12 protein-coding genes and 1 pseudogene are annotated in these 15,920 nt (G+C 33.0%); 3 read left to right on the top strand and 10 right to left on the bottom strand.

The genetic code is table 11. From position 1 onward, the window contains the following. Positions 1–27: 27 nt before the first annotated feature. The 3 genes from bcd to COE53_RS11175 form a co-directional block, all read right to left on the bottom strand. Positions 28–1,122: a branched-chain amino acid dehydrogenase gene (gene bcd / locus COE53_RS11165; protein WP_056475213.1), complete on the bottom strand. Its 1,095-nt coding sequence runs from the start codon at positions 1,120–1,122 to the stop codon at positions 28–30. 30 nt (positions 1,123–1,152) lie between these two features. Next, complete coding sequence (gene yqiS / locus COE53_RS11170; protein WP_098948056.1) at positions 1,153–2,058, bottom strand: phosphate butyryltransferase; 906 nt, start codon at positions 2,056–2,058, stop codon at positions 1,153–1,155. Positions 2,059–2,267: 209 nt separating this feature from the next. Next, a complete protein-coding gene (locus COE53_RS11175) occupies positions 2,268–4,340 on the bottom strand; it encodes a sigma-54 interaction domain-containing protein (protein WP_069034061.1) in 2,073 nt (690 codons plus the stop codon). Between the two features lie 180 nt (positions 4,341–4,520). Here COE53_RS11175 and COE53_RS11180 point away from each other — a divergent pair, with 180 nt between their 5' ends. Then, on the top strand, positions 4,521–4,769 hold the full coding sequence (locus COE53_RS11180) for a DUF2627 domain-containing protein (RefSeq protein WP_069034062.1): 249 nt from the start codon (positions 4,521–4,523) through the stop codon (positions 4,767–4,769). Positions 4,770–4,852: 83 nt separating this feature from the next. Here the strand turns inward: COE53_RS11180 and COE53_RS11185 are convergent, their stop codons facing one another. Beyond that, positions 4,853–5,587 (bottom strand): glycerophosphodiester phosphodiesterase, encoded by a 735-nt coding sequence (locus COE53_RS11185; RefSeq protein ID WP_286143849.1) that lies wholly within the window; start codon positions 5,585–5,587, stop codon positions 4,853–4,855. An 84-nt stretch (positions 5,588–5,671) separates the two neighbouring features. Between COE53_RS11185 and COE53_RS11190 the strand changes: the two genes are divergently transcribed. Both COE53_RS11190 and bacA read left to right on the top strand, forming a co-directional pair. Further along, entirely contained in the window at positions 5,672–5,839 is a 168-nt protein-coding gene (locus tag COE53_RS11190; RefSeq protein ID WP_069034063.1) for a YycC family protein, read from the top strand. Between the two features lie 229 nt (positions 5,840–6,068). Then, a complete protein-coding gene (gene bacA, locus COE53_RS11195; protein WP_069034064.1) occupies positions 6,069–6,869 on the top strand; it encodes an undecaprenyl-diphosphate phosphatase in 801 nt (266 codons plus the stop codon). A 656-nt stretch (positions 6,870–7,525) separates the two neighbouring features. Here bacA and spo0A read toward each other — a convergent pair. The 6 genes and pseudogenes from spo0A to dxs form a co-directional block, all read right to left on the bottom strand. After that, positions 7,526–8,314 carry a sporulation transcription factor Spo0A gene (gene spo0A / locus COE53_RS11200; protein WP_069034065.1) on the bottom strand — a complete coding sequence of 263 codons (789 nt, stop codon included), beginning with the start codon at positions 8,312–8,314 and terminating at the stop codon, positions 7,526–7,528. A gap of 617 nt (positions 8,315–8,931) precedes the next feature. Beyond that, positions 8,932–10,041: pseudogene (gene spoIVB / locus COE53_RS11205) on the bottom strand (SpoIVB peptidase); the annotation flags it as partial. 309 nt (positions 10,042–10,350) lie between these two features. Beyond that, the gene (gene recN / locus COE53_RS11210; protein WP_098948057.1) at positions 10,351–12,081 is read right to left on the bottom strand and encodes a DNA repair protein RecN; all 1,731 of its coding nucleotides are present in this window, start codon (positions 12,079–12,081) and stop codon (positions 10,351–10,353) included. Between the two features lie 32 nt (positions 12,082–12,113). Further along, entirely contained in the window at positions 12,114–12,566 is a 453-nt protein-coding gene (gene ahrC, locus COE53_RS11215) for a transcriptional regulator AhrC/ArgR (protein ID WP_069034068.1), read from the bottom strand. A gap of 283 nt (positions 12,567–12,849) precedes the next feature. Next, positions 12,850–13,677, bottom strand: a complete 828-nt coding sequence (locus COE53_RS11220; protein ID WP_098948058.1) for a TlyA family RNA methyltransferase — start codon at positions 13,675–13,677, stop codon at positions 12,850–12,852. A gap of 15 nt (positions 13,678–13,692) precedes the next feature. Next, a complete protein-coding gene (gene dxs / locus COE53_RS11225; RefSeq protein ID WP_069034070.1) occupies positions 13,693–15,573 on the bottom strand; it encodes a 1-deoxy-D-xylulose-5-phosphate synthase in 1,881 nt (626 codons plus the stop codon). Positions 15,574–15,920: the final 347 nt, after the last annotated feature.

Consider the following 15,920-nt stretch of genomic DNA (forward strand, 5'->3'; position numbering starts at 1 on the left):
AATTTTAATTAAATTTTATTTGGTCAATTATCTTCTGCTTAAGATGTTGTGACCATTTGATAAGAACTGGCTACGAGATTTAGCCATTGTAGCAATACGCTCTTCAGCTAAACGGTCTGCAGCTAAATAAGTTGGAATACCGTCACGTTTTGAAATTTCAATAACTTTTGCAATGTTATCGTATAAGCCTTCAACTTTTTTCATTGCACGGTCATAGTTGTATCCGTATAACTCATCAGCAACGTTAATTACTCCACCAGAATTGATTACATAGTCAGGAGCATAAACGATACCTAATTCATGGATTAAATCACCATGACGAGTTTCTTTTAATTGGTTATTTGCAGAACCTGCAATTACTCTTGCTTTTAATTGTGGGATTGTTTTATCGTTAATTGTTGCACCTAAAGCACATGGTGCATAAATATCACATTCTACTCCGTAAATATCATCTGGATCTACTGCTGTAGCACCAAATGCTTCTACTGCACGTTGTACAGCTTCTTTATTAATATCCGTTACGATTAATTGAGCACCTTCTTCATGTAAGTACTCGCAAAGGCTGTAAGCAACATTACCAACACCTTGGATTGCAATTTTTTTACCTTCTAAGCTGTCAGTTCCAAATGCTTCTTTTGCAGCAGCTTTCATACCACGGTAAACACCAAATGCAGTAACTGGAGATGGATTACCTGAAGAACCGAATGATGGTGAGATACCAGTTACATAATCAGTTTCTTCGTGGATTAAATCCATATCTGCAACAGTAGTACCTACGTCCTCAGCAGTAATGTATCGACCATTTAAGCCTTGGATATAACGACCAAATGCACGGAACATTGCTTCGTTTTTATCTTTACGTGGATCACCGATGATTACAGTTTTTCCTCCACCTAAGTTTAAGCCAGCAGCAGCATTTTTATAAGTCATACCTTTTGCTAAACGTAGAGCATCTTCAATTGCAGCTTCTTCTGATTCGTAAGTCCACATTCTTGTTCCACCTAAAGCTGGACCTAATGTAGTATCGTGGATCGCAATAATTGCTTTTAATCCTGATTCTTTATCTTGGCAGAAAACAACTTGCTCATAGTCATAAGTTTCTAAGTATTTGAAGATTTCCATGTAATAACAGCTCCCTTAAAATGTGTAAGTTTAGTTTTTAGAATTACATATAGCTAATGCTAATGAATATAATTTTGTCATTGCAGAGTCAGAACGCGATGTTAAAACAATCGGTGCCTTTGCTCCAGCAATAAGTGCAGCCACTTCTGAGTTAGCCATAAAGACTAAAGATTTATATAAAATATTTCCAGTTTCTATTGTAGGTACTAATAAAATATCAGCTTGCCCTGCAACTTCTCCAGTTAAGCCTTTATGTTTAGCTGCTTCAACAGAAATGGCATTATCAAGCGCTAATGGTCCATCAACAATACAATTTTTAATTTGTCCTCTTGTATTCATGACAGTTAGTGTTGCTGCATCTAGTGTTGCTTGCATTGCAGGATTTACTACTTCAACAGCTGCCAGTACAGCAACTTTAGGGGTTTCTATTCCTACTTTCCTTGCAATTTCAACACTGTTTTCAATAATTTTCACCTTTTGATCTAACGTAGGTGCTATGTTCATCGCAGCATCTGTTACGATTACTGCATTTTCTCTACCTGGTACGTCGAATATTGCAACATGTGATAAAACACTTTTATCTCTTAAACCATATTCTTTGTTCAATACTTCTTTTAGAAGAACTGAAGATGAAAGATTACCTTTCATTACAATTGAAGCTTCACCAGAGCGAACAGCTACAACTGCATTTTTAGCAGCCTCTTTGTTTGAATGAGAATGAACAATTTTTAGTCTTTCTGCAAATTGTTCGTTTTTTAATAATTCTTCATACATTTCATAGATCGCTTGCTCGTTTCCGAAAAGTAAAAAGTTTGCTAAATCATTGTCTAATGCAATTGAAACTGCTTCTTTTACTTCGAAGTCCTCAGCAACAGCTACAGCAACAGTTTGCCTAGAATGATTTTTCGCACGTAACATTATATCTGTTAAATTCATTGAAAGCCCTTCCTTTCATCCCCCTGCACTATATAAAGCAATTTGCGTGCCAACTTTTAAAAAAGGATAAAACTATTTTAAAAATAGTTGAAAAGCCTTACATTACCAACAATCTAGTACCAGGTACTAGTAACACCAATAAATCTATTCTACAACAATATTTTGAAAAATGACAGTAATTGTATGCAAAAATATTCATAGCACGCAAATTATTGCGTGCTATTTTTTGCAGTGTGGTATTTTTCCAATTTATAATACAAATTCCTTACTGATATTCCAAGCTCTTTTGCTGACCTTGTTTTATTGCCATTATTTTTCATTAATATCTTTTCAATAATTTCACCTTCATAATTGGTAACCATTTCATCAAGGGAGCTTATCTCTTCAGTATGAACTTCGTTATGATGAACAGATTGTTCTTGCTTAACTTGCACAATCGCTGATAAATGTTCGGGTAGGATTTGTTTTTCATTAAATTTCATAAATATAACAGCTCTTCCTAGCACATTTTCTAATTCCCTAACATTACCAGGCCAATTGTAACTTTTTAATTTATTTAAAGCTGATAATGAGATTCCCTCAACATTTCGACCGTAGTCTTGATTGATTTTTGCTAATAATCTTTCGCCAATCGGTAAAATATCTTCAATTCGATCCTTTAGTGCAGGAATAATAATAGGAAGTTTATTTAATCGATAATAAAGATCTTCTCGAAACTTTCCTTCAATGATTGCTTCCTCCAGGTGAACATTCGTCGCAGCAATCACTCGCACATTTATAGGAATAGACTTTGTCCCACCAACGCGTCTTATTTCTTTCTCTTGTAGGACCCTTAATAGTTTGGCTTGCATCGCAGGTGATAATTCTCCAATTTCATCTAAGAAAATACTACCATTATTAGCTTCCTCAAAAAGTCCTCTTTTCCCACCACGTTTTGCACCAGAAAAAGCACCTTCTTCATAACCAAATAATTCACTTTCCAATAAAGTTTCAGAAATCGCAGCACAATTCACTCGAACGAATTTATTATATTTGCGATCGCTTTCATTATGAATCGCATGAGCAAACAATTCTTTACCTGTTCCGGATTCTCCACGAAGTAATACGGTAGCAGGAGTGCTCGCAGCTAATTTCGCCTGCATGATCGCTAATTGAATACCTTCAGATTCACCTGCAATATCCTCGAAAGAGTACTTTGCCTCTAATGTTCTAATAATTTGGCGTGCTCTATGTAGCTCATTTGTTAACTGTGAAATTTCAGATACATCATGGATTACTCCAACACTACCTTTTAGTTTCCCGTCAACGATTACAGGGGCCACATTAACTAGGACATCACGATTTTGCTTCCCGACTTTCATTCGATGTCCACGAACTGCTTGTTTTGTTTTCAACACTTTTAAATGCACACTTTCCCCTTCAGCAATATCAATCGTCGCATGTTTACCAATAACTTGTTCACTTGATAATCCAGTCAGTCTTGTGTATGCCGGATTAATAATAATTCCATTTCCTTTTTCATCAACAACTGAAATTGCTTCATCCGAACTTTGAATGACTGCTTCAAGCATGCTATAAACTTCTTTTAAATTTGTAACCTCTTCTGCTAAATCGATTACCTCAGTATCATCTTTAAAAACAGAAATTGCACCTTCAAGTTCACCATCTTCTCGAAAGATTGGAATTCGAGTCGTAAAAATCTTACTTCCATTAATTAAAATATGCTCTTGATTAATTTCCTTCTTTTTTGTTTGAAGAACGCGGGGTAATTTACTAGTAGGGACAACATCCAATATATACCTACCAATCGCAGCATCTTTATCAGTATGTAACATTCTTTCTGCAGAGCGATTAAATAAAAGAATTTTTCCCCATTTATCAACCACAATCATCCCATCATGAGTGTTGTCCAAAATGAGTTCTTGTTGTCTTTTTTTATTATCGATTAAATTAAAAAGTGATTCTTTTTCTTGAACAAGATCAGATATCATTTTTGCAACAGAACCTGGGATTACTAAAGTATTCTTAGATTTATACTCGATTAATTCCTGGTAAATGGTTTCATCTCCAGTGGTATTTATGACAACATCAATCTCTTCGTTTAAATTAGACTTCCAATCCTTTAGTATTGGAATGTGTAAGCTTTTAGCAAATTCTAAACCTTTAGCCTCTTTTATCATATCTACTACTGCAACAACATGAAATAAATCAGAATGTGATAGAAGCTTTAATACAGCTGTGCCTCCTGTTCCCATTCCAACGATCATTACGTTTTGTTTCATCTTAGTTCACCTACTAATTTCAACAAATTATTAAACACATTAGACTATTATATATATAAAGTCATTCTTTCGTCTATTTCAAATGTTTTATAAGTCTTGACAACACTATCCTTGTATAAGATTATGAAGAAAGAGAATTACGTAAATTTATTGTTACTTTTATCGGAGGAATTAATAAACATGAAAGAATCATTTACACGTATGTTAGCATTCGTTGTGATTGTTGTACCAATAGCTTTAGCAGTTATCGGAATTAAATTACTTCGTGATACGGTATTTCTAATCCATTCTTTTGGCATTCCAAATCTTCCATTACAATTATTAATCGGGCTTGTATCATTAGGAGTCGGTTTTTATTTAGTCGGAAGCTTTGTATTATTTAGAGATCGTAAACGAAACAAAGTTCAAGGCAGATTTTTAAAAAGATAATTTTTGTCGGAGTATAACTTAGGTCTCATTAAAACCAAAAGATAAATAACAAAACAAAAAAAGTGCTGATGAGAGCACTTTTTTTATTTACTAAGAAGTTGACTTCTAACTTGGAAAGCTAGTTCTGGATAGTCAGTAATAATCGCTGTACAATTGACTTCAAATAATCGTTTCATAACAGCTGGTTCATTAATTGTATATGGTCTTACGGCTATGTGATGTTCAATAGTTTCTTCGATTTGTTCATCAGTAATAATGCGATAATTAGGATGAATTGCCTTTGCTTTATAATCTTCAGCAATCTTCCACGGTTCTTTACTTCTTCTATTAAATAGAACTGCTGTTTCAATATCCGGTGCCATTAAGTGGAACTTAAGCATACTTTTATGATTAAAGGAAGATAAAACGATTCTTTTTTCAAATTCATATGAACGGATTAAATTTATTACTCGTTCCTCAAGTCCATGGTATTCAATTTTATCATTTTTTAATTCAACATTGATACTAAAGTTATTTCCTTTTGCCCATTCAAATACTTCTTTTAAGGTTGGAATTGTGCACCCCTTGAATTGGCGTTTAAATCGATAACTTGCATCAAATTGCTTTAATTCAGCTAAAGTATAGTCTTTAACAAAACCCTTACCATTCGTTGTACGATTTATTGTTTCATCATGAATAACAACGATTTCACCATCTTTTGATAAGTGTACATCTAACTCTATGCCGTCTGCTCCTAAATCTTCACATGCCATAAAAGAAACCATTGTATTTTCTGGGTAGGTTCCTGCAGCACCTCTATGACCAATAATATCAACCACTCAAATTCCCCCCTTGTTGAGAAAATATGTACTTTCTTCTTTTTCTTATTGTATACTAATTTTACGAAACTAAGGAGGATTATTATGCGACCATTGCAAATTTCGCCTGAGACGGCAATTTTACTTTCTAAGAAATTAAACGTTCCTTTAGAACAAATTATGCATATGCCACAGCATATATTAATGAAAAAGTTGATGGAATTGGATTTGTCTAAAGGCGAAGAAGCTTCAGAGGATCACGAATCTAAATAGTATATCAGTGTTAATAAAGAAGGCAGAAGTAGTTTTTCTACTTCTTTTTTTATGCACCTTTTTTATTAATTCTAATCTTAAATTACATTTTTATGTAAAATTGTACAAATAATTAACAATTATGAGCTAATTTTAATTTAAACTTCCTTTCATATTAATTAGTTTTCAAGTAAAATGTAATGTATTGTGTATATTTTATAACGAATAGTATTTATGGAGGTATTTTTAAATGTTACCTGATTGGTTAATTGGTTTGATCATGGGGATGGTAGAAGGATTAACTGAATTTTTACCGGTTTCTTCTACTGGTCATATGATTTTAGTTGCTGATTTATTAAATTTCACAGGTGAGAAGGCTTCATTTTTTGAAGTAATTGTTCAACTTGGTTCAATTCTAGCGGTAGTTGTTGTTTTTTGGAAACGACTTTGGTCAGTATTAGGAGTTAAATCAGATGGTTATAGACAAACAAACCTCAACTTAATTCATATTATTATCGGTGCTATTCCAGCCGGGATTGTAGGGCTAATATTCCATGATTTCATTAAAGATGTTTTATTCTCACCTAAAACGGTTGTAATCGGATTAGTAGCTGGCGGTATTTTATTAATTGTTGCTGAAAAAGTCTCTAAACAACCTAAATCATCTGATTTAGATCACATCTCATATAAACAAGCTTTTATTATTGGTTGCTTCCAAATGCTAGCTTTATGGCCGGGATTTTCACGATCAGGCTCTACTATTGCTGGGGGATTATTATTTGGTTTAGATCGAAAAACTTCTGCAGAATTTACTTTTATTTTAGCAGTACCAATGATGATTGCTGCAAGTGGATTAGATTTTGTTAAAAATATCGATATTTTAAGTGCTTCAGATTTACCATTATTCGCAACTGGATTCATCACTGCATTCGTAGTTGCATTACTTGCGATCGTTTCCTTCCTAAAATTATTAGAGAAAGTAAAACTAACAGGTTTTGCAGTTTATCGTTTTATTGTAGCAATTGTTTTCACGATTGTATTTATATTTTAATTAAAAACTACGAAAAGATAGGACAACCATATTGGTAGTCCTATTTTTTTATTTCTGTATTCAACTTATCGGTTTATTTTACAAATGGAAAAGGCTATTCGTACAACGTATACGAATAGCCTTTGTAATATATATGTTAGTTTTATTTAAATTTAAAAATTGTTGTCTATTGGCGAAAGCCCTACCTCTCTTTCGCAATTCGGCTCCAGGGCCGTTCCATTAGGCAGCTTGTTTCACAACAATCTTCACTAACAGACACTACTACTAATTTTTAAATAAGGTTGAAATAGCTGACGCGTCATGGAATACGTCCAATTTTCTCCCAAATTTTCGTAGTAATAATATCGTTTTTCTAACAGTTATCAGTGGCGCAATAAGTATTATAGCATACTACAAATTATTACGCAAACTAATTTAAGTGTAAATTCAACGGTTCTAGCTTTCACTGTCCTTAAGTAAAATTATTGTTTTCAACAACAAAAGAAAACGTTGTCTACGATAGACAACGTTTTCTTTTTACTAATAATATAATTGCTAATGCGAAAAAGTACCGAAGATCTCGTAAGAAGTTATTCGCTAAGAGAAATGTCTGTGGAATCACTGTTAGAAGTTAATCGGAATTGAATTTTTCTTTAGAAATTAATGCTAAAAATAAATTAAGAAGCTTTATGTTCTAAACGTAATTTATCAGCTACCATTGCAATAAATTCTGAATTTGTTGGTTTTGCTTTTGACATTGAAATTGTATAACCGAATAATGTAGAAATACTATCGATATTGCCACGGCTCCATGCTACTTCAATCGCATGTCGAATTGCACGTTCAACTCGGCTAGCTGTTGTATTAAACTTTTTAGCGATATCTGGATATAAAACTTTTGTAATTGAACCTAAAAGCTCAATATCGTTGTATACCATCGAAATCGCTTCACGTAAATACATATATCCTTTAATATGTGCAGGTACCCCAATTTCATGGATGATACTTGTGATACTAGCATCTAAGTTACGTGGCTTGCTTTCGTAATTAGAAACTAAAGAAGGTGCATTACGTTTCGTTACCGCACTACCCTTTCCAACTACTTGACGGATATTGCTGATTAAATGCTCCATATCAAATGGTTTTAAAATAAAATATGATGCACCAAGGTCAACAGCTTTTTTAGTAACATCCTCTTGACCAAATGCTGTTAGCATAATAACGTTTGGAATTTTTTCCACTAAGCCAGCGCGTAAACGATCTAAAACCGCTAATCCATCTAAATGTGGCATAATAATATCTAAGACTAGCACATCTGGCTTTTTATCCTTCACTAGAGGCAAGCAGTCTTGTCCATTAAACGCAACACCAACCACTTCCATATCTGTTTGTGCGTTAATGTAGTTTTCTAACATAATAACAAGTTCTTTATTATCATCAACTAATAATACTTTAATTTTCTCCACGCCCGTTCCTCCCTACATCCTCTATAGTGAATTTTCATTACTTATTACCGATAATTTCGACAATAAAAATTTATTTCCTGTTTTTATTATAAATTCTGAATATTTTTATTAATATAGATAGTTTTCTTCAATTTCTTCTAGCATTCGACGATTGCGTTAAAAACTACTATGTAATAAGTCGAATTATACATATAATTCATTATATAAAAAATGAAATAGTATGTAAATTTATAATTTTTAATATAAATTTACAATTCTGTAACATCAACCGTCATATCAACCATCCTTTACATTAAATTTTTTTTAATCTTTCGTTGTTGCTAATAGTATATTACCATTTTTTCCCTATTTTGACTTATTTTTAACAAAATACACTACAAAATATTTACTGTGTTGAAACAAATGTTGAAACCAATTCATAAAGGGAAAGGGGATTTTTGAGTATTTTTATGTGAGATCCATTTTACTTTGAAAGGATATTAAACACTTATGAGAGGTCCTGTGTAGCCCTTTAAGCCTTCTCACATGAAAAGATATGGCTTTACAGAACTCGAGCATCTGCAGTGCATTTAAACATAAAAATACACCTACATAATTAGTTAGGTGTATTTTTTAAATCAAGAAGCCTTTTTATTTTGATAATCATAAATAGGTACTTTAGCCTCATCAAGCATCCACTCAATATGAACCCCATACCCACTAGTCGAATCATTTACAAAAACATGTGTAACTGCTCCGATTAATTTTCCATTTTGAATGATCGGTGAGCCGCTCATTCCTTGTACAATCCCGCCAGTTTCTTTAAGTAAACGTTTATCAGTAACTTTTAAAATGATTCCTTTAGTAGATGGGAATTTTTGTTGAATACTGCTTACTATTTCAATGTCAAATGCTTCTACTTTATTATCATGTATTACGGTAAGTATTTTGGCAGGACCTTTTTTCACTTCATTTGATAATGCAATGGGTAAAGGTTGAGACATGATCCCGTTGTCTATTTTATTGTTAACTTTACCGAATATGCCAAATGGACTATTTGAAGTGATATTACCAATCGTTCCTCGATCTAAAGCAAAATGCGCTATTTTTTCTCCTGGTGAACCATCTGCACCTTTTTCAATTGCAGTGACTGTTGAATAGACTATATGCCCATCTTCTACTTCAATGGCTTTTCTCGTATCGCTATCAGAAATAACATGTCCAAGTGCGCCATATTTTAATGAATTAGGTTCTATGAATGTCATCGTGCCGATACCAGAAGCTGAATCTCTTATATATAATCCAATTCGATAGCTATTATGACCTTGGTCACGAATAGGTTGTAACATTTTTGTGTAATACTTACCCTCGCGTTTTACAGTGATTTTTATAGGCTTTCCATACTTTCCGGCTTTTTGAATAAACGGTAATACATCTGACATTTTTTCGATTTGTTTACCATTCATTTTTATGATCATGTCTCCAACTTTAATACCGGCAATTTCACCTGGAGACTTTTGTCCTGAACTAGTATTTACTAAATGATGTCCAACGACTAAGACACCTACTGAGTTAAGTTTTACTCCTATTGACTGTCCCCCTGGTATTATTCTTAAACTGTTTAATACTTTAACATCTACCTTTTTACTTGGTAATTCATTCATACCAAGTGCTACATTAACAATTTCTTGTTGATCCTTATTTTTAATGGTAGATGAAAACACATTATTTTGATTTATATTAAACACGCCAATACCAACTATAAATAAAAGGAGAAGAATTTTTATTATTCGATGAACATTTATATTTTTCACAAGCGAATCACTCTCCTTAGCGCCAAATTTCATTTTTTTTAATTCGTGGCTATGTAGTTAATGTTAGCTTTGCAAAAGCAAAATATGATTGTAAAAATATGATAGATTCTTTAACGTATAATGTTGTATTAGTATGTTTCATTTAGCATTTTCCAATTACTAATTTATCAATAATTCCCATAAAAAAAAGAGAATATTTAATGTATAGAAAACAATTTCCATCATTAAACATTCTCTTTATGTTCATTGAGATTGGTATTTTGAAGAAGCTGCCTGATCGATCAATTCTTTAGCGTGTTGAATCGTTACATCTGTAATTTCAACTCCGGCGATCATCCTTGCAATTTCATTAATTTTTTGATCATTTCGTAATGGTGTAACAGAAGTTTTCGTTCGATTTCCATCAATTAATTTGGCGATGAATAAATGCGTATCTGCCATAGAAGCTACTTGTGGTAAGTGAGTTATACAAAGAACTTGAGAATCTATAGATACCTTGTGTATTTTTTCCGCAATTGCTTGCGCTACTCTTCCACTAACCCCTGTATCAACTTCATCAAATATAATTGACGTAATCCCCTGATGCTTCGTGAAAATGCTCTTTAACGCTAGGAACATCCTTGAAAGTTCTCCACCAGAAGCAACCTTTGCTAAAGGCTTTAAAGGCTCCCCTGGATTTGTTGAAATATAAAACTCAACAAAATCAAATCCATCTTTTTTAAACTTTATATGTTGTTCATCAATAATTGGATCTGATTCTTGTCCTTCTTCAACATCAAACATAATTTCAAAGGTTGTTTTATCCATATAAAGCTCTTTTAATTCTTTATGTATATCAGCAGTCAATTTGATAGCTAATTCTTTTCTTTTATTTGAAAGAGTCTTACCAGCTTTAATTAGCTTGATTGTCACATTATCTAAGTCTTTTTGTAGCTTCTCGATATGCATATCTTTATGTTGAATAGTATCCAACTCTTGTTCGATATTTTCTGCGTATTTTAAAATATCAGCAACACTGTGCCCATACTTCTTTTTTAACATAGAGATCTCACTCAATCGAGTTTCAATTTCGTTTAATCTATTTGGATCATATTCCATTTGTTCAATGGAATCACGTAATCGATACGATATATCCTCTAATAAGTAATAGCTACTACTGATTCCTTCATGCATTTCTTTAATGTCATTATCAATATTCGTAACTGACTCTAAAGAATACATACATGATCTAACCGAATCTAAACCTGATCCATCCTGCGATAAACTTTGATATGCTTCAACTAATGACTTATAAATGCGTTCAAAATTAGAAATTTTGAGTCTTTCTTCCATCAACTGATCGTCTTCATTTTCTTGCAAATTCGCATTTTGTATTTCAGTTAGCTGAAATTGAATTAAATCCAACCTATGAGCCATTTGTTGTTCATTTTCAGTTAATTGCTTTAACTGTTTTTTTAAGTCTGTATAGTTATTAAATATATTTTGATATTCAGTATACAAAGGAGCAATTGCTTTTTCATCATATTGTTGTAACATCGGTAAATGATGTTCTTGGTCCATTAAATCTTGGCTCTCATGTTGCCCATGAATATCAACAAGTAAACCACCAATTTCCTTCAGTATAGAAGTTGTCACTAATTTCCCATTGATACGGCATACACTTTTACCAGATGAAGTAATATCTCTTTTTAAAATAATCATTTCATCTTCAATGTCAAAACCTAATTCTCTGCATCTTGAATAAATTAGATGATTCTCATTTTCGATATGAAATAAGCCTTCAATTTCTGCTTTTTCAGTATCATATCTTACGAATTCTGCAGATCCACGACCACCAAGTAACAGGCCGATAGCGTCAATAATGATCGACTTCCCCGCTCCTGTTTCACCACTTAGTACAGTTAAACCCTTTTCAAATGAAATGGAAACTTCCTCAATGATTGCAAAATTTTTAATGATAATTTCAGATAACAATGAGTTTCTCTCCTCTTTTTAAAACCATTCTCCTATTGAAGCATGTCAATAAATTTTTCTTTTAAATCCTCAGCATCTACAGGTGTACGACAAATGATTAAGATCGTATCATCTCCACAGATTGTACCCATAATTTCTGACCAATCTAAATGATCAATTAATGCACCAACTGCATTTGCATTACCTGGCAATGTCTTCATTACAATTAAATGACTTGAACTATCAATTTTAATGAATGAATCAATTAAAAGTCTTTTTAATTTTTGTAACGGATTAAATCGTTGATCTGCAGGTAAGCTATATTTATATCGACCATCAGATAACGGTACTTTCACTAGATGTAGTTCTTTTATATCACGTGAAATCGTTGCTTGGGTTACTTTAAACCCTAAGTCTCTTAGTGATTGTACTAATTCATCTTGTGTTTCGACTTCATTTTTTGCGATAATTTCTCGTATTTTTATATGACGCTGACCTTTATTCATAATACACCTCTTTGCAAATTCCGACAAATATCTTACTTAAAGAATATCTTATCTAATCTACTCGTTATTGTATATATTTTTTTAAACGTTTTCATAAAATGCATTTTTCAGCATGATATTTTCTTTACTTTTTTATTAGGTTGAACGAATCCTATCGAATTAATTACTTAATTTGAAAAAGGAGAAAAAGGAAACCTATTCGGTTTCCTTTCAGTGTGTAGTAAAGAGTACTAAAAATTTGATTTTCAGACTGATTGTAAGCAGCCTGAAAGTCTCCTTCTTATTATTTTACCTTCTTTAATTCACTATGTGCTTCATTTACAATATCCATTGGTAAACGATTTAACTCGCTATTTCCAATTTCCTTTGAACCTTCCCAATGAAGATGAATTAAAAATTCAATATTACCGTCTCCACCAGTTATAGGAGAAAAAGTTAAAGCTTTTATATCATATCCTTGGCGAAGCGCAAAATCGATCATCATTTCGATAACTTGTTCATGCACTTTTGGATCGCGTACAATCCCCTTTTTACCAACTTGCTCTCTACCAGCTTCAAATTGTGGTTTAATTAACGCGACAACATCACTTGAGGGTACTAATAATGTTTTTAAGACTGGTAAAATCAAACGTAACGAAATAAAGGATACGTCAATTGAAGCAAATTGAGGTAACCCTTCAATTAAATCTTCTGGTTTAACATAACGAAAATTTGTGCGTTCCATAACAATAACACGTTCATCTTGCCTTAATTTCCAAGCAAGTTGATTGTATCCAACATCAAGTGCGTATGATTTTTTTGCCCCGTTTTGAAGTGCACAATCCGTAAATCCACCTGTCGAAGATCCAATATCAATCATAATTTTATCTTTAACTGATAGATCGAATGTGTTTATCGCTTTTTCTAATTTGTACCCTCCACGACTCACATAAGGCATAACTTCACCTTTAATTTGTAAAGGGAGTTCGATGTCTATTTTTTCTCCAGGCTTATCTAATCTTTGTTCGTTTGTATAGACTAGTCCTGCCATAATTGCTCGTTTAGCTTTTTCACGTGTTTCGATTAAACCACGATCTACTAAAAGTACGTCTACTCGTTCCTTTTTTGCCATTTAAATGTCATCCTCTTATTTATTACAAACCATTTCACGGATTTTCTTAACCGATTCATCTTTTGTTAAATGAATTTCATCAAGTAATTTATCCACATCACCGTGTTCAACAAATAAATCCGGTATACCAATACGTTCTACGCGGACGTTTTGATAATTATTTGAACTTGCAAATTCTAAAACAGCACTTCCAAAACCACCTTGCAATACTGCTTCTTCAATCGTTAAAATCGGTTTTCCGTCCTTAAAGATATCATTTAACATTGCAGTATCCATTGGTTTAATAAATCTTGCGTTTACTACTTTAACAGAAATATTTTCTTTCTCCAACTCATCCGCCGCATCTAATGCCATTTTAATTGTAGTACCAAATGTTAAAATAACTGCATCAGAACCTTCTCTTAATACTTCCCATGAACCAATCGGAATTTCTTTTAATTGCTCATCCATTGGTACGCCGATACCATTCCCTCTAGGGAAACGTAGGGCAATTGGACCATCTTCGTATTGAATTGCAGTATTTACCATATGTTGGCCTTCATTCTCATCTTTAGGCATCATTAAAACTAAGTTTGGTATATGACGTAGAAAGGCAATATCAAACACACCTTGGTGAGTTTCACCGTCAGCACCTACTAATCCTGCACGATCGATTCCAATGAATACATTTAAATTTTGTCTACAAATATCATGTAATACTTGGTCGTATGCTCTTTGAAGGAATGTTGAATAAATTGCTAAAAATGGCTTCATTCCTTGCGTTGCTAAACCAGCTGCGACTGTTGCCGCATGTTGCTCTGCAATACCAACATCAAAAATTCGGCCAGGTAATTGAGCTTGGAAATTTTCCAATTTTGAACCGACTGGCATTGCAGGAGTAATCGCTACGATTCGCTCATCTTTTAAAGCTAATTTTAATACAGTATCACTAACAAGTTTACTCCATGCAGGTGGTGCTTTATCAGGCTTAATTAACTTCCCAGATTCTACCTTATAAGGACCTGTGCCATGCCAAGTTCCGATATCATCACTTTCTGCTGGCTTATATCCTTTTCCTTTTTTCGTTAGTACGTGTACTAATACCGGGCCTTTAGTTTTCTTAGCATATTCAAGTGATTCAAATAAGTCTTCAAAATTATGTCCATCAACTGGTCCAAAATAAGTGAATCCCATTTCCTCAAAAAACATTCCTTGAGTAACTAAGTATTTTAGGCTATCTTTTAATTTTTTTGATGTACTTGATAGTTTATCCCCGATTCCAGGAATTTTTTTGATCACACCTTCAAGCTCACCTTTAGCCCAACGGTATTTCCCAGTTGTTCTCAGTCTTCCTAAAATGCTATGTAATGCGCCTACGTTCGGAGCTATAGACATTTCATTATCATTTAAAATAACGATGACATCTTTTTGTTCATGTCCAATATGATTCATTGCTTCAAGAGCCATCCCACCAGTTAATGCACCATCTCCGATAATCGGAATAATATATTCACCAGTTTTTTTAATATCTCTAGCAATAGCCATCCCCATTGCCGCAGATAGTGAAGTCGAGCTGTGCCCAGTTTCCCATACATCATGCTCACTTTCATTTCGCTTAGGAAAGCCACATAGTCCTTTAAATTGTCTTAGTGTTGTAAATTCTTTAGCACGACCAGTTAATATTTTATGAACATACGATTGATGTCCTACATCCCATAAAAATTTGTCTTTAGGCGAATCAAAGACTTTATGTAATGCAATCGTTAATTCAACAACTCCTAAATTTGGCGCAATATGACCACCTGTCTCAGAAAGCTGCTGAATAAGAAATTTACGAATTTCTTCACTTAATACTTCTAATTCACCGTTCGTTTTATTTTTTAAAAAGCTCGGATTTTCAATTGTCGTAAGATCCATCTTGGATCACTCACCTTCCTAGATGTTAAATCTATATAAATAATTCATTATTATGTAATTTTATCTATAAAATGATTTTACCATACTTGTAGTTAAACGCTAGTTTCTTAAATGACTAACTCTTAACACCATGTATCATAATACCATTTTTATTAAAATCTGTTTAATGTTTTTTATTTTTATAGAACAAAATAATATATATTTTTTTGCAAAATGAAAAGAAAGCCGCTAGCACAAATGTGTTAACGGCCTACATTTCTGTATATTTTATTAACAACATTAACGGTTATAAAGTAGTTACATTATACATAAATGAATAAATCTATTCAATGGACATGGAATTAATT

This window comes from Bacillus sp. AFS029533 (assembly GCF_002585125.1).
Lineage (GTDB): Bacteria > Bacillota > Bacilli > Bacillales > Bacillaceae_G > Gottfriedia > Gottfriedia luciferensis_B.

Bases quoted from the DNA above. Each gene is read 5' to 3' on its own strand.
- bcd (WP_056475213.1), bottom strand. From the start codon at position 1,122: ATGGAAATCTTCAAATACTTAGAAACTTATGACTATGAGCAAGTTGTT.
- yqiS (WP_098948056.1), bottom strand. From the start codon at position 2,058: ATGAATTTAACAGATATAATGTTACGTGCGAAAAATCATTCTAGGCAA.
- COE53_RS11175 (WP_069034061.1), bottom strand. From the start codon at position 4,340: ATGAAACAAAACGTAATGATCGTTGGAATGGGAACAGGAGGCACAGCT.
- COE53_RS11180 (WP_069034062.1), top strand. From the start codon at position 4,521: ATGAAAGAATCATTTACACGTATGTTAGCATTCGTTGTGATTGTTGTA.
- COE53_RS11190 (WP_069034063.1), top strand. From the start codon at position 5,672: ATGCGACCATTGCAAATTTCGCCTGAGACGGCAATTTTACTTTCTAAG.
- bacA (WP_069034064.1), top strand. From the start codon at position 6,069: ATGTTACCTGATTGGTTAATTGGTTTGATCATGGGGATGGTAGAAGGA.
- ahrC (WP_069034068.1), bottom strand. From the start codon at position 12,566: ATGAATAAAGGTCAGCGTCATATAAAAATACGAGAAATTATCGCAAAA.
- COE53_RS11220 (WP_098948058.1), bottom strand. From the start codon at position 13,677: ATGGCAAAAAAGGAACGAGTAGACGTACTTTTAGTAGATCGTGGTTTA.
- dxs (WP_069034070.1), bottom strand. From the start codon at position 15,573: ATGGATCTTACGACAATTGAAAATCCGAGCTTTTTAAAAAATAAAACG.